Source organism: Hymenobacter sp. BT18 (genome assembly GCF_012273015.1).
Classification (GTDB): domain Bacteria; phylum Bacteroidota; class Bacteroidia; order Cytophagales; family Hymenobacteraceae; genus Hymenobacter; species Hymenobacter lutimineralis.
In genome coordinates, this window is record NZ_CP050954.1 from 1,772,777 (window position 1) to 1,791,646 (window position 18,870).

14 protein-coding genes are annotated in these 18,870 nt (G+C 61.0%); 2 read left to right on the forward strand and 12 right to left on the reverse strand.

Annotated features, from left to right (window positions below):
* Positions 1–306: 306 nt before the first annotated feature.
* The 3 genes from HER32_RS07440 to HER32_RS07450 all read right to left on the reverse strand — a co-directional run bounded on the left by HER32_RS07440 (position 307) and on the right by HER32_RS07450 (position 3,712).
* On the reverse strand, positions 307–1,275 hold the full coding sequence (locus HER32_RS07440) for a bestrophin family protein (RefSeq protein WP_149070958.1): 969 nt from the start codon (positions 1,273–1,275) through the stop codon (positions 307–309).
* Positions 1,276–1,369: 94 nt separating this feature from the next.
* Positions 1,370–3,199 (reverse strand): MutS-related protein, encoded by a 1,830-nt coding sequence (locus tag HER32_RS07445; RefSeq protein ID WP_232066423.1) that lies wholly within the window; start codon positions 3,197–3,199, stop codon positions 1,370–1,372.
* Positions 3,200–3,277: 78 nt separating this feature from the next.
* The gene (locus HER32_RS07450; protein ID WP_168681437.1) at positions 3,278–3,712 is read right to left on the reverse strand and encodes a RidA family protein; all 435 of its coding nucleotides are present in this window, start codon (positions 3,710–3,712) and stop codon (positions 3,278–3,280) included.
* Between the two features lie 114 nt (positions 3,713–3,826).
* Here HER32_RS07450 and HER32_RS07455 point away from each other — a divergent pair, with 114 nt between their 5' ends.
* Positions 3,827–4,648, forward strand: a complete 822-nt coding sequence (locus HER32_RS07455; RefSeq protein WP_149070960.1) for an energy transducer TonB — start codon at positions 3,827–3,829, stop codon at positions 4,646–4,648.
* Positions 4,649–4,672: 24 nt separating this feature from the next.
* A complete protein-coding gene (locus tag HER32_RS07460) occupies positions 4,673–6,229 on the forward strand; it encodes a DNA integrity scanning protein DisA nucleotide-binding domain protein (RefSeq protein ID WP_149070961.1) in 1,557 nt (518 codons plus the stop codon).
* A 21-nt stretch (positions 6,230–6,250) separates the two neighbouring features.
* Here HER32_RS07460 and HER32_RS07465 read toward each other — a convergent pair whose 3' ends face one another.
* From HER32_RS07465 to HER32_RS07505, 9 genes are all read right to left on the reverse strand, one after another.
* Entirely contained in the window at positions 6,251–7,336 is a 1,086-nt protein-coding gene (locus tag HER32_RS07465) for a 3-oxoacyl-ACP synthase III family protein (protein WP_168681438.1), read from the reverse strand.
* A 166-nt stretch (positions 7,337–7,502) separates the two neighbouring features.
* Entirely contained in the window at positions 7,503–7,988 is a 486-nt protein-coding gene (locus tag HER32_RS07470) for a PaaI family thioesterase (protein WP_232066424.1), read from the reverse strand.
* A gap of 105 nt (positions 7,989–8,093) precedes the next feature.
* Positions 8,094–10,085 carry a DUF3857 domain-containing protein gene (locus tag HER32_RS07475; protein ID WP_168681439.1) on the reverse strand — a complete coding sequence of 664 codons (1,992 nt, stop codon included), beginning with the start codon at positions 10,083–10,085 and terminating at the stop codon, positions 8,094–8,096.
* 57 nt (positions 10,086–10,142) lie between these two features.
* Entirely contained in the window at positions 10,143–12,104 is a 1,962-nt protein-coding gene (locus tag HER32_RS07480; protein ID WP_168681440.1) for a DUF3857 domain-containing protein, read from the reverse strand.
* Entirely contained in the window at positions 12,085–15,405 is a 3,321-nt protein-coding gene (locus HER32_RS07485) for a toxin-antitoxin system YwqK family antitoxin (RefSeq protein WP_168681441.1), read from the reverse strand. Before HER32_RS07485 ends, HER32_RS07480 begins: the two co-directional genes overlap by 20 nt.
* A gap of 106 nt (positions 15,406–15,511) precedes the next feature.
* Positions 15,512–16,060 carry a PPC domain-containing DNA-binding protein gene (locus HER32_RS07490; RefSeq protein ID WP_168681442.1) on the reverse strand — a complete coding sequence of 183 codons (549 nt, stop codon included), beginning with the start codon at positions 16,058–16,060 and terminating at the stop codon, positions 15,512–15,514.
* Between the two features lie 92 nt (positions 16,061–16,152).
* The gene (locus tag HER32_RS07495) at positions 16,153–17,376 is read right to left on the reverse strand and encodes a hypothetical protein (RefSeq protein ID WP_168681443.1); all 1,224 of its coding nucleotides are present in this window, start codon (positions 17,374–17,376) and stop codon (positions 16,153–16,155) included.
* The gene (locus tag HER32_RS07500; protein ID WP_168681444.1) at positions 17,373–18,122 is read right to left on the reverse strand and encodes a hypothetical protein; all 750 of its coding nucleotides are present in this window, start codon (positions 18,120–18,122) and stop codon (positions 17,373–17,375) included. Before HER32_RS07500 ends, HER32_RS07495 begins: the two co-directional genes overlap by 4 nt.
* A gap of 76 nt (positions 18,123–18,198) precedes the next feature.
* The gene (locus HER32_RS07505; protein ID WP_168681445.1) at positions 18,199–18,762 is read right to left on the reverse strand and encodes an RNA polymerase sigma factor; all 564 of its coding nucleotides are present in this window, start codon (positions 18,760–18,762) and stop codon (positions 18,199–18,201) included.
* Positions 18,763–18,870 lie beyond the last annotated feature (108 nt).

The window sequence follows — 18,870 nt, forward strand, 5'->3', positions numbered from 1 at the left end:
GGTGGGATATGAGAGGAGGCAGGGACGGCGCGCAGCGGGGGCAGCAGCACCATAGAGCGGCAGGTAGTTCTCCGTCGAAACGGCATAGTTGAAAGGCGGCGCAGGCAGGCAAACCCGCAGCCCCTATCCTTCTGGCATTCTTGTTCTTGCGTACAAGCCAAGCAACTAATGCCCAGAACAAGCAGAAGCGGTGCGCGCTTATACGAAAGCCTGCCTGGGATGGTGACAGGGTTGATATACTTTTTATCCTACCTCAAGGTCTTAACCCTATTCCCCAAGGGAAGCATTGCCTGCTCCCCGCTGTGCTTAGTACAGGATGTCGTTTATGGGCTCCAGCTTGGCGGGAATGGTAGTTTCGCCCAGCATTTCGCGTAGGTCTATTTCAATACTGCGGCACAGGGCTGTCATAGGTACGTCGTTCATCTGGTTTTCAAACGGATTTTCACTGGTATGGCCTACCACCTCAATGGTATTGAATACCCAGGAAACCAGTACGGCGAAGGGCACCGTCAGCCAGATATGGTCGGGGCCCATGCGGGCAAATTCCCCAATTAGCCCCAGGGGCAGCAGCGCGGAAAACAGCCAGACAAATACGTAGCTGAAAAACGCATACTGGCGGGGAAAGGGCGTGTTCTTGATTCGCTCACAGCCGCCTTGCAAGGTGTAAAGCTGTTCCAGGGTATCCATCATGGCCACATGCTGGAAGTCGTTGAGCAAGCCGCGCTTTTCCCGCAGAATGCGCAAATCGGCGGCCTGCGCGCGCAGCAGGTGAGCCGACGGGTTCTGGAAGCGGCGAATCCGCTCCGACTCCTCCGGCTGCAGGAAGGGTGCTACCTGCTCATCCCAGAGCTCGGGCTGGCGGCGCAGCTGCAGGCGCAGGGCATTGCACCAGGCCAGGTGGCGGTACACCAGACAGCGGTGGCGGTCGGTGAGCTCGGCGGCACTGGCTGCCGGGGCGTCCACGTTGGGCGCATCCACCACGGAGGTCACAAATTCCAGCGCCTGAATGGCCCAGGTGCGGCTGGCATTCACGATGCCGCCCCAAATCTGCCGCCCTTCCCAGAATCGGTCGTAGGAGCCGTTGTTTTTAAAGCCGATGTAGAAGGATACGGCAATGCCCAGGGTGGCAACGGGCTGCCACGGAATAGCCAGCGAGTGGAAGTTCAACGGCCCGTAGATGATGCATACCAGCAGGGAGTAGGCCGTAAAGATCAACAGCGTTTGCCAGGCCCCCTTCCAGATAAGGCGCCAGCGCAGGTTATTGCGGATATACACAGAAAAGAAATGAATGAGTGCGGAGGCTGTACGTACGCAGCTGAACAGTGGTTAGCTGCGTACGCTTAACCACTGTTCAGCTTCCTGCCTGTACCTACACCTCGATGCCCATCAGGCGCATCAGCTGGCTGGCGTTGAAGGAGGCGCACACACCGGGTGTGAGCCGGTAGTCGAACAGCAGCTGCTCAGCCTCAAAAGTGCTGTTGAAGCTGTAGTTGGTCACAAACCCGGGTAGTTCGTCGGCCAGGGTGCCTAGCTCCAGGTCGTGGGTGCTGATGAGGCCGCTGGCCGGCAGGCGGTGCAGCTGGTGGATGAGGGCCCGGGCCCCACGGTGCCGGTCCCGCGAGTTGGTGCCCTTCAGGATTTCGTCGAGCAGGAAAAACACGGGCTGGCCGGCCTGGGTGAGCTCCAGCAGCAGCCGCAGCCGTTTCAGCTCAGCGTAGAAGGAGGAAGTACTTTCGGCCAGGTTATCCTGGGTGCGCATGGCCGTGTACACCTGAGCCGGGCTTACGCGTAGCTGACGGGCGCAGGCAGCCGCCCCGGCCAGGGCCAGCACCATGTTCAGCCCTACCGTGCGCAGAAACGTGGTTTTCCCCGACATATTCGAGCCCGTCACCACGCCCGTACGGCCCGCTCCCACCGTGCTGAATGTGTTGGTAATGCGCTGCTGCGTGAAAATCAGCGGATGCCCCAGGTCCTCCGCCGTAAACTCCAGGGCCTCGGAGCTTATTTCCGGCACTACGTAGGTTGGGTTTGCCAACTGAAAGGCCGCCAGGCTTACCAAGGCTTCGGTTTCGGCTACTGCATCGAGCACTGCTCCTAGCCGGCTGCCCAAGCGGCGTTTCCAGCCCTCCAGGCGCCACATCCAGAAAAAGTCCCAGAAGAGCAGGTTGTTGGCAAAAAACGCGGCTAAGGTGCTCTGCCGCATGGAAAAATACTCCACAATGATGGCGAGCTGCCCAACCTGCCGGGAAGCGGGCTGCCCGGCATCGGCCAGCAGCACTTGGCGCAGCTCCTGCAGGCGGGGTGAGCTTACGTCCCTAGTTTCGAGGAGTACCAGCTGGTCGCGGTAGGCACGCAGCACATCGTGCATTTGCTCACTGTGGTCGAAATAGGCATCACGCGCGCCACGGTAGCGGTGGTTGATGGCACCCATCAGCAGCAGGAACGGCGCTACTACCAGAAACGGCTGCCCGCTCAGCCACAGGCCCACGCTGGCCAGCGCTAGGGGCGGCAGCACAAACAGCAATGCTTTCAGCCAAACCTTGTCGGCAAAAAAATCCACCTCCAGCAGCCAGGCGGTAAAGCGGTGCGGGTTTTCGGCTTGGTAGGGGAAATGCCGGGCCCGGGCCTGCCACTCGTGTTGCCAGGCAGCATCGGGGGCTAGTTCGGCGGCGGCCTGCTGCCGGGCTATTATGGTGGCGGGAGCAGCAGCCTGCTGCAGCCAGTTGGCCAACCGGTTCTGGCCCAGGCGTGAGGTAGCTCTACTCAACAGCTGAAAAACCGACTGTGGACCAAACACGTCCAGATCAGCCGTGTAGGGGTGGCCTGGGTCGGCGTAGCGCTGCCCACCCTCAAGCTGGGTGAGCTTGCCGGCCAGGCGGTCCAGCTCTTCCTGGTTTATCCGCCCCAACAGCTGGTAGTGGGTCCGCTGGTAGCCCAGGCGGCTGTGCCAGCGCAGCACCAGCACAAATACCAGGTAGGCCGCCAGCAGCACCCCAAACCCGGCCAGCCACTGATAGTCTTTGAGAAGCACATAGGTCCCCAGCGCCCCGGCCACGAAAACCGCTACCCGCAGCCAGGCTACGGCTTGGTGCCGACTGGCATAATGCTGCTCCTGGCGGGCATGCTCCGGTAAATTCGCCGCAAACAGCTCGGCGGGGCTTACAGACAGGGAACGGAAGGCGGAGGTTTCGAGGGGCACGGCAGCAGAGTTCGGGGAAAGGGCGAAGGTACGCGCCGTTTGCTTCCGGCCTTCCTTACCATTGTCGTGGGGCCAGGGCTAGCCAGCCACGGCGGCTATGCATTTGAGCTCAATGGCAATGGGGGTGGGCAGGCAGTTTACCTCCACGGTGGTACGGCAGGGCTGGCTGCTGGCGAAGTACTCGGCGTAGAGGCGGTTGTACGTGGCGAAGTCGTCGCGCATGTTGGTCAGAAACACGGTTACGTCTACCAGGTCTTCCCAGCGCGCCCCGGCTTCTTCGAGGATGTAGCGCACATTCTGGAACACGGCGTGGCACTGGCTTTCGAAGTCGTAGCGCAGAATTCGGCCCTGCTCATCCAGCTCCACGCCGGGTACGGCCTGCTGGCCGCGCTGGCGCGGCCCCACCCCCGACAGAAAAAGCAGGTTGCCCACCCGGCGCGCATGCGGGTACAACCCTACCGGCTCGGGGGCCCGGCCGGAGTGGTGGGCCGTGGAAGTTTCCTCAGTTTTCATAAGGTCAAATCTATCGAAATTCGACTCTTTGCGTAGCGCCTGAACCCAAGGCCGGGGTTGCGCCGTTGAGGAAGCAACATTGCCCACGCCTTTTTCAGCTTTATCGTTCTCGTTATGAAACAGTTGCTTGTATTCTTCACCTTACTGATGAGCCTGCTCGGTGCCGGAACAACTTCGGTTCAGGCGCAGAAGAAGTTGAAATATCCCAAACCCGACGAAGATAAAATCTACGAAGCCGCGGCCCAGCCCGCCACGCCCGTAGGGGGGATGGAGGCGTTTGCGCAATACCTGGCCGACAAGCAGAACTACCCTACGGCGGCTTTGCAGCGCGGCACCCAGGGCACGGTGGTGGTTACGTTTGTCATTGAAAAGTCAGGGGCGGTTTCCCACGTGGAGCCCCAGCAGCCCCTCGACCCCGACCTCGACCAGGAAGCCGTGCGCGTTATCAAGGAAGGCCCGAAGTGGACGCCCGCCCTGAACCGGGGCGAGAAAGTGCGGATGCGCATGAACATTCCCATCACCTTCCAGATTCCAGCCGACCAGGCGGCTTCTCCCGCTTCCCCAGCCACAACGGCCGTGTCAGCGGCTCCGGCCTTACCCCCAACTCCGGCCGCTACCACTACGCCCACCGTCATCAAGCCCGACCAGCCCGCCCGCCCGGCAGGGGGCACCGACGCTTTTTTTGCCTGGATTCAGCAAAACCTGAAATATCCGGCCCAGGCCAAGCAGCGAAAGGTAGAAGGTCGGGTTATTGTGGAGTTCATCATTCAAAAAGACGGCTCCCTGACCGATATCAAGCCGGTGAAGCGCCTGGGTTCCGGCTGTGACGAAGAAGCCGTACGCCTGATTCAGTCGGCTCCGAAATGGCTGCCGGCCACTTATCAGGGACAACCGATAAAGCAAAAGATGGTGCTGCCGGTTGTATTTCAATTGTAGTTTCTCTGCCTCGTTTCCTGCTGCATGCTGGCTCCTCTCCCCTTACTTAGTGCCCCGCCCGTTCAACCCCTTTTGCCCGAGCCGGCGGTAGGCCCCCTGGCCATGTGGCCCCACCAGGCCCGCTTCCGGCAGGCAGCCCAGCAAAGCGCGCAAAGCATTTTCGATGCCCTCGACGATGAGCTCAACCCCACGGTGTTGCTGCTGGGCATTCCGGCCACGCCCGAGGGCGCAGGTGGCCCCCTCATTCGCCTGGAGCCCGACGGGGCCCTGCTGCACAGTGAGCGGTTTATGGCCGTGCGCGAGCGGGGCCGGGCCTTGCAGCAACAGGAGCCCTGGCCTTTTCAGGGCTACGAGGTGGTATCCGAGTGGTTTGAGCAGTGGCGGCAGGAGGCCGTGGCCCTGCGCCGGGCCGTGCAGGAGGTATTCGACGCCGATACCTCCGCGGCCAAGCGGGTAAGCTTCGTGGGCCTGCCGGTGCTGGTGCACAACCACTTCGTGCTCACAGTGCTACAGCTCAACACCAAGGTACTGCGTCGCTACGCTTCCCTGGAGCCCCTGCGCTTTTACACCGATGGCCGCCCCTTGGCTACCTCGCTGCTGCAGTCAGTGGTGATGCGCTTTCACGAGGAATGCTGGAAGGCCCTGAACGAAACGGAGCCGGGTCTGAGCCTCTTCATGCGGCCGCGCGACACGGAGGAGGTTATCCGGGCGGCCGGGCGGCTGTTTATGGATACGCCCGCTCAGGACCTGGGTCTTGACCCGACCGACGCCAAGCTGTTTGCCACCTGCACCACCATTTCCTCCCTGCGCTACGAAGGCGCCGAGGGCGTAGGCAAGCTGCTGTTGGCCCGCCGCCACCATCCCAACCTGGAAGAGGTATTTGCCCTCACCTGCCCTACCCCGCTCACCGACTACCGTGCCGTGCGCAAGCTCCTGGAAATGACCACGCCCGACGTGAGCCTGCTGGCCGACGGGGAGAATGTGTATGCCCTGGGCCGCATCGTGGGCCATTACGATGCCGCCCGCGAAGACTTGTTTATCATCAACTTCGTGAAGCACTACATCTGGGAGTTTCAGCACGACGGGCAGGTGCTTATGCGCGCCAACTATGGCCAGCCCAGCCTGCCGCGCACCCGCCTGAACCGCACCCACTTCCGCCGCGACCTGCGCCGCACCTTTAACCTCACCGACAGCACCAAAGTAGAGCGCCTCTGGGATGTGGTGCTGGAAGCCAGCCGCCAGAAGCATGGTACCCTACTCGTCATTACCACCGAAGCCCTGGCCGAAGCCGACCGCCTCAAGCTGCAGTGCACACTGATTGAGCCCGTGCCGCTTACGCCCCTCATCACCCGCCTCATCACCGCCATCGACGGGGCCGTACTCCTCGACCCCGACGGCTACTGCTATTCCATCGGCGTCATTCTCGATGGTAAAGCCACTGGTCGCGGAACCAGCACTCGTGGGGCCCGCTACAACTCCGCTATTCGCTACGTAGAAAGCTCCCCCTACCCTTGCCTGGCCGTGGTGGTCAGCGAAGATGGCCTGGTAGACGTTATTACTAAGGAGAGTCTCGGGGATTAGGAACTAACCGGGCGGCGTGGTCTACTGCGCCACCCGGTACACCACGGCATTGATGTTCATGCCCGCTCCCACGGAGGCAAAGACGATGAGTGAGCCGGGCGTAATTGTCTGCTCGGGAAGCTCGCCACGCAGCAGCAGGTCCAGCAGCGTGGGCAGCGTGGCCACGGAGGAGTTGCCCAGCCAGGAAATGGTCATGGGCATCACGCCAGCCGGAATTTCACTCAGGTTATAGAGGCTATACAAACGCTTCAGGATGGCGTCGTCCATCTTGCCATTGGCCTGATGGATGAGCACCTTGCTTACCTCGGTGAGGGGTACGCCGGCTTTTTCCAGACACGCTTTAATAGCCTGTGGCACCGTCTTCAGCGCGTACTCGTAGAGCTTGCGGCCATCCATTTTCAGGAACAGATCGGCGGCGGGGTAGTCGGGGTTGCAGGAGCTACCCATGCGCAGCAGGTGCGCAAACTGGTCGGTATCGGAGCGGGTGCCGTGTGCCAGAATACCAACGGGCTCGGCGCTTTCACGCGCTTCCAGGATGATGGCCCCGGCCCCATCGGCGTAGAGCATGCTGTCCCGGTCATGGGGGTCGCACACCCGCGAAAGGGTTTCGGTGCCGATAACCATAATCCGGCGGGCGTCGCCGGAGCGCAGGTAGTAATCGGCCTGAATAACGCCCTGCAGCCAGCCCGGGCAGCCGAAAGGCAGGTCGTAGGCCACAGTATACGGGTTTTTGATACCCAGTTTGGCCTTGATGCGGGCGGCCAGGGTAGGCACCATATCCGTGCGCTTGTTACCCTCGGCGACGTCCCCAAAGTTGTGCGCCACGATGATGTAGTCGAGCGTTTCCCCATCAATACCGGAATTGGCCAGGGTGGCCTGCGCGGCCAGGAACCCAATATCCGAGGCGGTTTGATCGGCCGTTACGTACCGCCGCTCCCGTATCTCGGTTATCTGCTCAAACTTCTCGGTGATTTCGGGTCCCGGCTTATTCAAGCGGCTGCCGCTGGCATCGAAGAATTCGGTAGCAGCAAAGTGCGCGTTGCTAATGATACGGGTGGGCAAATAACTCCCCGTGGCCGTGATAACGGAATACAGTTTCGTGCTCATTGCGCGTGCGCTGTGACGTGGTTCTTCAGAGGTAGCAAACTCAGGAGCCGCTGGTGTATTTGGGCTAATAATCCGGGTTCAGTTAGCCCCGCCTGCTGCATGGGGCTGCTACCGTAGCGGCGCAAGGTCGTGAAATAAACCACTAGCTCAACAAGAATTTGGGGCCTCAGGCTTTTTTTGCCCGGAACGACCACGTGATGCGAAAGGTGGCTACCACATCCCCGGCTTCGTCGGTGCCCATGCTGGTGCATACCACCGTGCGCCCCTCCCCCGTTTCGCGGCTCTCGGCAATGGCCTCGGCAATGCGGGCGCCATCGGGGCTGCGAAACGAAATAAGACCCACCGCTTTCTTGCTGAACTCGGCTTCCAGCCCTACCACCAGCATCGATACCGGCCCGGCAGCGGCCTGAATATGCTGCATGGCCAGCACGCCGCTGGCCATTTCGGCCGCCATGCTCAGGCAAGCAAAATAAATGCTGCGAAATGGATTTTTGGTGAGGTATTTAAATGGGACGGTCACCGTGGCTTCTTCGGCCGTGAGGCTGGTTACGCGCAGGCCGGCCAGATAGGCCATGGGCAGACTGCGCAGCATGAAGAGGCGCAGCTTGGTGGGGTTCAGAATATTCTGGCGGAAGGCAGCGGCTTTATCCATAGAGCAGCAAAGTACAAAAAGTTCGGCATGCCGAGTATATTCTCCCGAAAGACAACGCGCCCCGGGGTAACCCGGGGCGCGCTTTTGTTGTCTTAAAACGAGGTTTTAGCTTTTTTTCTCCAGCACCAACACCACTTTGTTGAAGTTGGCGGCCGCGTTGATGACGCTGCGGTAGGCTTCAAAGTCCTTCTTGGGCCAGCGGATCTGGTCGTACACTTCGTCGATGGTGACGGTTATCTTCTGGCCCTGCTGCTGGTAGCCGGAGCGGAAGTAATACACGGGCGCTTTGGCATCGGGGCCGGCCTGCACGTTGGCAGTCAGATCCTGCAGGTTGCGCACCTGGTAGCCCGCCGGCAGCTCAAAGCTGATCACGCGGTGGTAGCTGCGGTTAAACTCGTTTTCCACGTCAAACTGCCGCTCCTCGGTTTGGTAAAGCTCCGACTGCGGCCCGATCAGCTCCCCGATATGGAACAGGTAGCGCGGACCTGCCCGGTCCAGCAGCGCCCCCGACTCTACGGTGGCATCCACGATAAACGGCTTGGTGAGGGGGCTCAGTCCGGCTTCTCCGTTGGTTACTTTCAGCGCCTTAAAGGTGGCATCCTTCACGTTGGCCTTCACCAGCTCCTGCATGGCTTCGGTGCGCTTGTCCTCGGGAATGAAAGAGTAGTAGGGCTGAATGGCCTGGGCATTGTACCCACCAAATACCTGCCGGATATCTATCGTAGTTTTATCCAGGGCCGGCGCAAACTGCACTTTTACGTCGAGGTCGTTGCTGCTTTGCGCGGCGGTAAGCGTGGGAATGGGCCGCACCTTGCCCACCGCCGACTCAGTACTGCCCAGCTTCACGGTGCGGATAAACAGCCCCTGGTTGGCCGTCCACTCGGCCGGAATCATGCCGTAGCGGTAGTCGGGGCGGCCGGGTGCCAGCCACTGCTTGGTGGCGGGGAAGTAGAAAACCGCGTTGTCGAGGTAGTTCCAGGTGTCGAAGGTTTCATCAAACACGGCCTGGTCGCGGCCGGTGGTAAAGCCCAGCTCGTGCTCTACGCCCAGCCGGTTGAATAAGGCCGCAAACAGCTTGGTGAAGACACTTTCGGAGGCATTGCGGGTGGAAATAGCCTGCGTCAGGTTGGTGTCGGCGCCCGGGTCGAGGTTGAAGTTGCTTTTCACGTAGTGCTCCGCCGCCTGCACCTTGGCTTCGGGCGTGGCGCCCGCGGACACATTGATTTGCTTCAGCAGCTTATCTACGGCCTTATTCTCGTCCTTCGACAGCGTGTAAATGTTCTGGTGCAGGTACTGGCTGGCATCCGTCCAGGTGAAGAGGCGGGTGTTGCCCCGGGCCTGGTTGTAGGCCAGCTTATACTCCACGCGCATCTGCTCGGCCGTAACGTTGGCAAAGGCTTCTTCGCGGGCGGGGGCCACCTGCGCCAGGTGCAGCCGCGTAATGCGCTTGCCCTGCACCACGGTGTCGCGGTCGGCTTTGGGGCCGTGGTAGATGCGCACGTCGAAGCGCAGGGCCTCAGGGCTGATCAGCTCGAAGGTTACATCCCGCGCGGGCGTTTCACTCTGCAGGTAGTCGCGGCCGTAGAGACGCAGGGGGCGGGAGCGGGTATAGAGGTATTCGATTTCGCTGCCTTTCTCCACGCCTTCCACCGCAAAAATCTTGTAGCGCCGGTCCCCGTCGTCGTCCTTTAGCTCCTTAATGTTGCTTTGGTTGACTTCCACAATCTCGCCGCGGGGGCTGATGGTGCGGGCCTTAATCGAGAGCAGCTGCCCGCCATCCTGCACGGGAATGTAGATTTTGTTGAACCGCTCAATGGCATCGGCGGAGTTTACCCGCACAATGCGGTGCTCGGTGCTGTACACCTGCAGGTTCTTCTCGCCCTCATCAAACAGGTACTCGTGGGCCGTAAAATCGCGCACCACCACGGCGGGCAGTTGGGCATCGGCGGCGGAAATGGGCAGGCGGGCCCGCTTGGCCTGCCAGGAATAAGCCGCGTGGCGTAGGTTAGCGGGGGTGTTTTGCGCCAGGACCACAGGAGCCAGGAGCAGGCAGATAGCCAACGCAGCCAAATGCCGCGCCACAGAAATCGACTTCATTTGCAATAGGTAGGTAAAGAAGAAAGCAAGTAATGCACAAGAGAAGAGCAGAAGCCCTTACGCCTTTTTGCGCTTTAGAATAACCACGTCGCGGTAGGCAGCCGTGAGCTTTTCCACCACGGCATTCCACTGCCCAAACTGGTTGGGCTGGAGCAACAGGTAGTTCACGTACACGTCCTTGCTCTGCACGATTTTGTTGCCCTGCCGTTCGTACCGGATGTTGAAGCCCAGGACCGGGTCTTTGCTCTCGGCATTGGCAGGCAAGTACTCCACGTCGTAGCCGGCCGGAATTTCGAATTCGGTGCGGGTGTGGTCGGTGTGGTTGTATTCGTTGTAGCGGGGCAAACGGCGCTTGGCGGGGTCTATCCGGTCGTTGGCGTAGGGCTGCTCAAGGTTCAGGTTCACGTAGATTTCGTCGTCGAGCTTCTGCACGTAGTCCTGCACGTGGTACTCGTAGTCGATGGTAAGAGGCTGGTCGCGCTCCTCACGGTTGTGCACGGCGTACTTATCCACGAAGAACTTGTTGTTGCCGCGCTCCAGCAGCCGTTTCAGGTACTTGGGTTCGGTGGTTTGGTCGAGGCCATCCAGGGCATACGACTGCCGGATTTTGGGGTAGCCCGCCATGGAAAGCTGGCCTTTGCCGCGCAGCCCGGTGCCGTCCAATGTCACCGTCGATACGTCGGCCACGTGGTTCAGCTCTTTTTCGATGACGGGCACGTTCACCACTTTGTAGTTCTTGCCATCCAGGGCCAGCAGGGCTTCTTTGCCCTGAATCATGGACGAAGGCAGGCCAAACGGCGTGTGCTGCCCGGTGGCGTCCAGAAAAATGTACTGGCCTGGCTTGGCCTCGTAGGTGGCAATCATGTGGTTGTCGACGCCGGGCGTGGCTACCTCGGAGTAGCGGTAGGGCAGGTCGCGGGTGCCAATCCAAGTGAGGTAGGACTTCACCCCAGCCAGCTTCAGCATCTCGTGGGTGAGGTTGGCCATGTCTTTACAGTCGCCGTAGCGGCGGCCGTACACCAGCCCGGCGGCGTGGGGCACAAACCCGCGCAAACCGTTTTCGAAGGCAATGTAGCGCACATTGTCCTGCACCCAGTAGAACACCCGGCGCACCCGCTCCTCCTCGGTTTTGGCTCCCACCACCAGCGAGTCCACCGTTTTTTTCAGGGCCGGGGTTTCGAGCTTGTCCATGCGACTCACAAAGCTGGAGTACAGGGAAAACAGCTCCGGCACACCCGAGAGCAGCTTGCGCGGCTGCCCGGCCACGGGGGCTTCTTCGATATAGTACATCAGGTGAGGGCGGTAGTAGCCGCCTTCGGGCGCATCATCGTCGCGGGGGGGCGTGGGCAGGTTTTCGGCTACCCAGCGGTACACCACCGTGCCGCCCTTTTCCTGCTTCGTGAACTGCACATTGGCCTGCTCGGTGTGGAAGGGCTTGGCATCAATCTTCACGCCCTTGGGCGCCGTTATCGTCAGCTCGGCGTGGCGCACGGGCACGTAGGAGCCGAAGAAGAAGGGCTGCAGAAACCGCGAATCGGGGTGGCGCACGGTGTAGTCCGACACGGTACGCACACCGGGCGCTACTTGCGGGAAGCTGAACGTGGTAACGCGGCTGTCATCGTAGAAAATGCCGGACTGAACTTCAAACTTCGATTTGAAGTCCGTCACTTTCACCGCTTTGTAGTCGCGGCCATTGGGCACGAGGGTGCGGGCTTCCACCTTTTGCAGGCGGTTGAAGTGGGAGCTGTACACCCGGTCGTCGGCGTACATAGCCGACTGAGGCTGCAGGTGCAGCATATCGTAGTGGTGGCGGGCCAGCACCTGCACCGAGTCGCCCACAATTTCCACCGTCAGGTCCTGGCGGTAGTCGAGGTACACGGCTTTTTCACCGGGGTACTGCTGCTGGGCCTGGGCGAGCTGCTGGGCTGCCTGCTGAGCCGACGCCGGCAAAGCCAGCGCCAGGGTGAAAAAGCCGAGCAGGCAAGCTACCCACCGGCGGTTATTTCGTGCCGTATACATAGGTATTCCAATAGAATTCGGTCTTCAATGGTTTCCCATTGACATCATAATATACAGTAGGTCCGGCTTTTTCGCCAGCGCGGTAGGTCTCTTCCCGCTCCAGCGTGCCATTGGGCCGATAATATTTGCAGCGGCCGTGCAGTTCGTTGTGGAGGTAGTACTCTTCCTCCAGCTTTTTGCCATCGGGGTAGTACGTAGTCAGCAGGCCGGCAAGGCTGCCCTGGCGCGTGAAAGAGCGCCGATACACCTGCCCGGAGCTGTAGTATAGGGTGCGCGTTCCATCCAGCATGCCGGCGCGGTACACTTCCTCGGCGGCCGGGCGGCCGTTGGCGAACTGACTGCGCAAGGCAAACTCCGGCCCGGCGGGCACGGGCTGCACAGCACCCTCGGGCTTACCTTCTCCCCCTACCTGGGCTCGAAACTGCATTAGTTCCCCGTGCTCATATACGCGTTCCAGCACCAGCTCACCTAGCAGGTTATACTGACGGACGGAGCCATGCAGCTCGCCGCCCTGGTAGGTGTACAACACATCAGGTTGGCCGTTCTCGGCGTAGTAGGCCCACTCCCCTTCTTCGTCGCCCTGGTGGTAGGTGCCTTTGAAGCGGAGTTGCCCGGTGGCGTAGTAGGCTACCCATTCGCCCTCGCGGCGCCCGTTTACAAAGCGCCCCTCGCTGGCCACTTTGCCATTGGGATGATAGGTGCGGGAAATACCCGCGGGGCTGTTGCGCTGGTAGCCGGTGGTGGCGGAGGTCTTGCCATCGGGGCTGAACCAGGTGTTGGTGCCCTGCCGCTCGTAGCAGATGAGCTGCACGTTCAGGCGGGTTTTGCCCCCGGGGTAATGTAACGCGTAGCCCTTGGAATCGGGGCGCAGGACAATGCGGTCCAGCACCTGGCCGGTAGAGTCGAAAGCCACCATCGACTGTAGCCGCCCATTCAGGTTACGGCGCTCTTCCGTGAGCTTGCCCGTGGGCGAATAGCTATGGTCGAACCCCTGGGAGGTACCCTCGTGCAGATTGTATTCCTCGCTGAGTGTGCCATCGGCGTAGAAATCCTGCCACTGGCCTTCCTGCTGGCCGTTGCGGTAGTAGCCGGTGCTCTTGGTCACGCCATCGAGGTAGAACTCCTTGGATGGGCCCTCCAGAGTGCCTTCAACGTATTCCTGACTCGACTCCAACTGGCCATTGCGGTAGAACCCCTCGGAGCGGCCGTGCGCTTTGCCCTCCTGATACTGCCGAACCAGCCGTACGCTGCCGTCGCGGCGCAGCCAGCGCCACTCGCCGCTGCGCTTGCCGTTCAGGTAGGTGCCGGTGTAGGCCACGCTCCCGTTGGGGTAGAGGCCGCGTACGGTGCCGCCGCCTTTCCGGAGCACGGTCCGGCTTAGCTCCTTCCCGGCTTTGTCGAAGTACGTTAGGCTGGTTACCTGGCCGTGGTCGTACTGAAATTCGGCGGCCAGCTTGCCATCGTCTTCGTAATCCTGGTACTGGCCGTGCAGCTGGCCTTCGGCGTCGTAGTTTTCTACTTCGCTCAACTGACCGTTGCGGAAATAGATTTTCCAGGTGCCGGTCTGCTTGCCGTGCTCGTAGGTTCCGGTTTGCGCTACCTTGCCGTTGTCGTGGTACTCGGTGTATTCGCCGTGGAGCTCGTTGAAGTCGTAGCTGCCCTTTTTCTCTGGCTTCTTATCGGCGTAATACACAGTAAACGGCCCCTGCCGGCGACCATCGACGAAGGTATATTCGTATTCCGTCGTACCATCGGGGTAATAGCCGGTTTCCACCCCGTGCTTCTGGTCGTTGCGGAAGCTGCTGCGGGACTCCACTTTGCCGTCGGGGTAAAACGACTCCAGGGGGCCATTCAGCTGACCATCCTTGTAGAGGCGGGCTTCCCGCACGGCTCCGCAGTAGTAGTGCACCTTGGCCGGACCTTCGGGTTTACCAGCCAGGTAAGACCCACTCACCGATAGGGTTCCATTCTCGTGGTAGTCGCGGTATTCGCCCGTGAACAGGCCCTGGGCATCGTAGTTAACTGCTTTTTCGAGCGTCCCATCGGCGTAATAAAAGCGCCAGGGGCCGTTTTTCTCGTGGCTGGCATTAAAGCTTCCTTCCCCGGTAACGGCGCCCCCCTCGCCCACCAGCAGCCAGGCGCCGGTGGGCTTCATGGCTCGGTCGACCACGGTACCGGGTCCCAGACCGAATAACACGCCCTCGTTGGTGAACCAACCGGACATTTGCGCCGGGTAACCCTGGCGGCTCACCGGCTGCTGCTCCCGGAGCTTAAGTAAGGCCGGCTGCACCGCTGCAATCATCTTGTCCACCTTGCTTTTGTTGGACTTCACCCACTTGCGCCCGCCCGCGTCGCCGGCCGATGACAGAATCAGATAAGTGAAAGCCGTGCGCGTTTCGGGGTTGCGCAAGGTCTCCACCATGGGGGAATACATGCGCAACCAAAAGTCAGCGGGCGTGGCGGAAGCCGCCGGGTACTTTTCCACCAGCAACTGTAGCTGCTTTACCACGTTAGCATCAAACTTGACGGGCGTGGTATAGTCCTTACGCAGGGCAATTTTAGCGTCCAGCAGCTGATCCAGCTCCTCAAAGTCGGCGTTGGGGAAGGTAGCCGGCAGCTTTTCCTTTTCTTCGTATTGCGTAGTATGGGAAGCCAGCTGCTCCAGCAGCACCAGCACCTGGTTGCTCTGGGCCCCACCCGGCTCAATGGCCAGGTAGGTAGCCAGGCTGAGCATAGCGTGGGCCGTTTGCTGCTGGCGGGCGGCCAGCTGCCCCAGCAGCAGGTGGCTGCCCGCGTGCATGGGCCGGAGCGTGAGGCTGCGCTGCAGGCTGGCGAAGGCCGCTTCGGGCTGGTTGGCGGCGTTTTGCGTAATGGCCTGATTGTACCACAGCAGCTGGCTGAACGGGTACTGCTGCAAACCGCGCTGGTAGGTTTTCAGGGCAACATCCCGGCCCAGCTCCTCCTCCTGCGCCGAAGCTAGGGTATTGAAAGTCTGGGGTTCCTGATGGCCCAGCAGGATGGCCCGCTCACTGGCGGCAATGGCTTCCTTGTACTGCTTGTTGGCGTAGTAAGAAAGCGCCAGCTCGGCCTGCACCAGAGCGTAGCTCGTGTCGCTGGATGGCACGGCCAGGTAGCTACTGATGGCGGTGGCATACTTGCCTTCATCATGCAGAGCAACACCCTGTTTCAGGGCTTGGGTGGAGCTGACCAGCGGGGCCGGCCCGGTGGCCTGGCCTAACCCAACATGACTGGTGCTCAGCAATGCCCCGAGCAGCACTCCACCAACAGTAATCCGACGCATGATAGTAGGGGTAGCAAAAAACGAATAATAGCCCGCCAAACCAGCGGCCGGGCAGCTTTACAATAGTACCAACTTGCCCGCAAAGGCCCGCGCCGCTTTGGAGCGGCTACTCAGTATTTTTCCGTTTGCCGGTTTTTGGTGCCCGCCGCGGATAAATGGAGAGCTCCTGGTAGGTAGATACGGGGTCGGTTTCGCGGCGGAACTCCAACTCCGGCAGCTCCCCGATAACCAGCTCTGCCGTGGTATACACTTTGTTTCCTTCCAGCAGATGCCCCCCGGTCATCTGCCCCGTAGAGTCGGCCACGGCCAGGTGCAGGTGGCTACCGCTTACCGCCAGCGTGCCCACCAGTGAAACGATTTCGAAATGGCCCTGACGGGTACTGGCCCCCGTTTGGTTAGCGAGACGCAGGCTTACGGTGGTCAGGCTGCCTACGCAGGTCAGCACCGCCGCGGCCCGCAGCTGGTGCTGCTCCACAAACCGCTGAAGCGCAAGGCGTAAATCGTCGCCGGGGTGCAGGCGCAGAGCATAGGTACGCAGGGAGGAAGCGGGAGCAGGCATAGCTACTGGGGCAGGCGTTTGGGCAAGTGCCCCGGTGCTACCCAGCAGTAGCCCACTCAGCAGCCAGGCTGCTGGCTTGCGAAAATAATGAGGCATATGCACAAAGATAACGGCGGGGCTGGGGCATAAGCTACCAACAAAAAGCCGGCTTTGCAGGCCGGCTTTCAGAGTCAAAAGAAAGATACAGGCTACTTGTTGAAGCTCACGTTGGTGTAGCGGGCTTTGATATTGACGCTGCCCGCCTGCCGGGGCGTAGTCCGGCCGTACTGGCCTTGCAAATCACTAGATGCTGAGCTGGACTCCTCAGACCGCACCGTTACTAAGCGCTTGTCTACCAGCAGCTTCCCAAACTGAGTATTTACATCGAAGTTGAAGCCGGTGCCATCGGGGAAATTAAGCAGGATAGTGCTGTAGCCTCCATCCAGGTTAATCTGCCGGAAGTTGGGGCTAGTATTACGCACCTCAAAGGCCGGGCAGTGCTGCACCTTCATATCCAGCCGCTCACTCACCTTGTCTACGCTAAAGCGCCCAAAGCCAGAAGTGCCACTCAGGTTGCGCACGGTGCCCAGGGCCACGTCGCCGTACTTGCTGTGTACCGTGAGGTCCTGCACCGTGCCAATATCAATATCCGAGTAGTTGTTGCGCAGCTCCACTACGTCGCCGGCGTCGAGGCGCAGCTTGGCGTAGCTGGCATCGAGGATGGCGCGGCGCACGTATTCCAGCGTGGCCGAGCCATTCTTGACGTGCACAGCAGTGCTGCTGCCCTCCAGGCGGCCGGCCCGCAGCGTCCCGTATTCCATGCTCAGGTCCACGGGGGCGGTCAGGTCGCCGGTGATGCTTACGTCGCCGAAGGTATTGGCAATGGCCAGCGCCTGGTTTTTGGGCACCCACACGGTGTAGTTCACCTCAAACAGCCGCTGCCGGCTGGCGCACCCGCCGGGTATAGCCCCAAACTTCGACCGCACGCTGATGCCGCCGTTCGTGGCCGGGTCGTTTTCCAGGAGCGTCACCTGAATCATTTCCTGGAGCTGCTGCGCTTTTTCTTCGCTGTCGGCCCGCGTGATGATGTCTACATCCGTGCGGATTTCTTTGCGCGTCCACACGTTCACCTGCACCCGGCCGTAGCGGGTGTTCAGCAGATAGGGGTGCGTTAGCGGGGCCCGAAAGGAGCGGCTCAGCTTGCGGCTTTTTTCAATGGTCGGTGCGCCGGGCTCCGCCTGCGGGCCCTGGGTGGTGGTTTGGGTAGGCTCCTGCTCCGTAGGGGGCTGCCGGTAAAAGTCAGCAGCCGGGGCGGGCAGCACCGAGCCGATGGTTCCCTGATTTTGGGCATAGCCCGGGGCACTAAAGCCCAGCAGCCCAGCCAGTGCCAGTCCCAGCGGCCCGCGGCGCAGCCAAATAGCGGCGAGGTTCATCGGTTATCGGCGTAGAGGGTGGGGGTTTCCTGCGAGTCGTTTATCCGTTCGCGGGTGCGCAGCTGCTGATTGAGGATATCCAGGCGAATCTGCAGGTTCCGGTTCATGGCATCTAGCACCATGTTGGGGTCAGGGTTCCGGGCCAGTTCGCCTTTCAGCTCGTGGTAGGTTGAGTCGAGGCTGGCCAGCTCCCGGCTCCAGTCGGCGGGGCTGTTGGCTACGCTGGCTTCCTGCTCCAACTGGTGCAGCTCGGCCTGGCGCTCCAGGATCTGGGCGGCATAGTAAGCTTCCATCCGCTGCACGGCGCGGGCAATTTCCAGGCGGGGGGAGTCGACGGCGGCCGTGGCTATGGCTGTAGGCTGCCCGCCGGTATAAAAGCTCAGCGCATCGTTGGGCGTTGTCGTTTCAGTTTGCACGGCCCAGGGAGCCAGCGTGGCCTTCTTCCAGGCGGGCGCCGAGGGCGTAGCGGCGGGCCACAAATACCCCAGGCCCAACAACAACAGCAGGGCCACCGCCGCCGCCATGCCGTAGCGGGCCACGGGCAACTGGCGCCCGGGGGCTACGGCCAGTTGGGGCACCTCCAGTTCGGGCAGCAGGCGCAAAACAGGTTCTTCGTCCTCCGCAACTGCCGGGCCAGCCAGCTTTTGCTCAATGCTGGCCCAGAGGTCGGAGCTAGGCTCAAAGGCGTCGAACTCGCCCCGGTGGCGGTCAACAAAGTCTTCGAGTCCGGTTGGTTTCTTTTGCATACAGGTGGTTATTCGCACATTCCAACTTGGGGCCGTTATACGGCCGGCCGGGGCAGGCCGCACAACGCCCGGTGAATTACATTCCGTGTTGCCGGGCCAGCTCCAGCAGCTTCTTACGTGCCCGGCTGTACTGCGATTTCGAGGTAGACTCGGTGATATTGAGAATACCAGCAATTTCGGCGTGGTCGTAGCCTTCCAGCAGGTATAGGGTCAGCACTACCCGGTAGCCGTCGGGCAGCTCCTGCACGCAACGCCGGACGATGTCGGCCCGCCAGCCGGTGGTATCGGTATCCAAGCCTATGGTGGCTTCTTCCGTGCCGATGCCATCGTGCTGCTCGGCCAGGGGCACCAGCTGCAGGCGCCGGTTGCGCAGGCAGTTGATGCTTTTGTTGATGACAATGCGCTTCAGCCAGGAGCCGAAGGACGAGTCGCCCTTGTACGTGTGCAGCTCCCGGAAGGCGCTCAGAAAGGCCTCCTGCAGCACATCTTCGGCCTCGGCATAGTCGCCGGTAATGCGCAGGGAGGCATTAAACATGGCGCGGGAATAGCGCTTGTAGATTTCGGCCTGCGCGCGCCGGTCACCCAGTCGGCACCGCTCCACGAGCGGCGCGTTGATGTCGGTATAGGCTACTGCTTCCATGCGGTATCGGGTTGGCGGAAGTGGAAACGGGTAAAAGGTAAATATCCGACTTTTCGGGCGAAGCTCCCAGCGCGGGCAGGCAAGCAGGGCAAAGACAAGGCACTAGCC

Excerpts from the sequence above, each read along its gene's own strand:
- HER32_RS07450 (WP_168681437.1), bottom strand. The coding sequence starts at position 3,712 with ATGAAAACTGAGGAAACTTCCACGGCCCACCACTCCGGCCGGGCCCCC.
- HER32_RS07455 (WP_149070960.1), top strand. The coding sequence starts at position 3,827 with ATGAAACAGTTGCTTGTATTCTTCACCTTACTGATGAGCCTGCTCGGT.
- HER32_RS07460 (WP_149070961.1), top strand. The coding sequence starts at position 4,673 with ATGCTGGCTCCTCTCCCCTTACTTAGTGCCCCGCCCGTTCAACCCCTT.
- HER32_RS07465 (WP_168681438.1), bottom strand. The coding sequence starts at position 7,336 with ATGAGCACGAAACTGTATTCCGTTATCACGGCCACGGGGAGTTATTTG.
- HER32_RS07470 (WP_232066424.1), bottom strand. The coding sequence starts at position 7,988 with ATGGATAAAGCCGCTGCCTTCCGCCAGAATATTCTGAACCCCACCAAG.
- HER32_RS07475 (WP_168681439.1), bottom strand. The coding sequence starts at position 10,085 with ATGAAGTCGATTTCTGTGGCGCGGCATTTGGCTGCGTTGGCTATCTGC.
- HER32_RS07480 (WP_168681440.1), bottom strand. The coding sequence starts at position 12,104 with ATGTATACGGCACGAAATAACCGCCGGTGGGTAGCTTGCCTGCTCGGC.
- HER32_RS07485 (WP_168681441.1), bottom strand. The coding sequence starts at position 15,405 with ATGCGTCGGATTACTGTTGGTGGAGTGCTGCTCGGGGCATTGCTGAGC.
- HER32_RS07490 (WP_168681442.1), bottom strand. The coding sequence starts at position 16,060 with ATGCCTCATTATTTTCGCAAGCCAGCAGCCTGGCTGCTGAGTGGGCTA.
- HER32_RS07495 (WP_168681443.1), bottom strand. The coding sequence starts at position 17,376 with ATGAACCTCGCCGCTATTTGGCTGCGCCGCGGGCCGCTGGGACTGGCA.
- HER32_RS07500 (WP_168681444.1), bottom strand. The coding sequence starts at position 18,122 with ATGCAAAAGAAACCAACCGGACTCGAAGACTTTGTTGACCGCCACCGG.
- HER32_RS07505 (WP_168681445.1), bottom strand. The coding sequence starts at position 18,762 with ATGGAAGCAGTAGCCTATACCGACATCAACGCGCCGCTCGTGGAGCGG.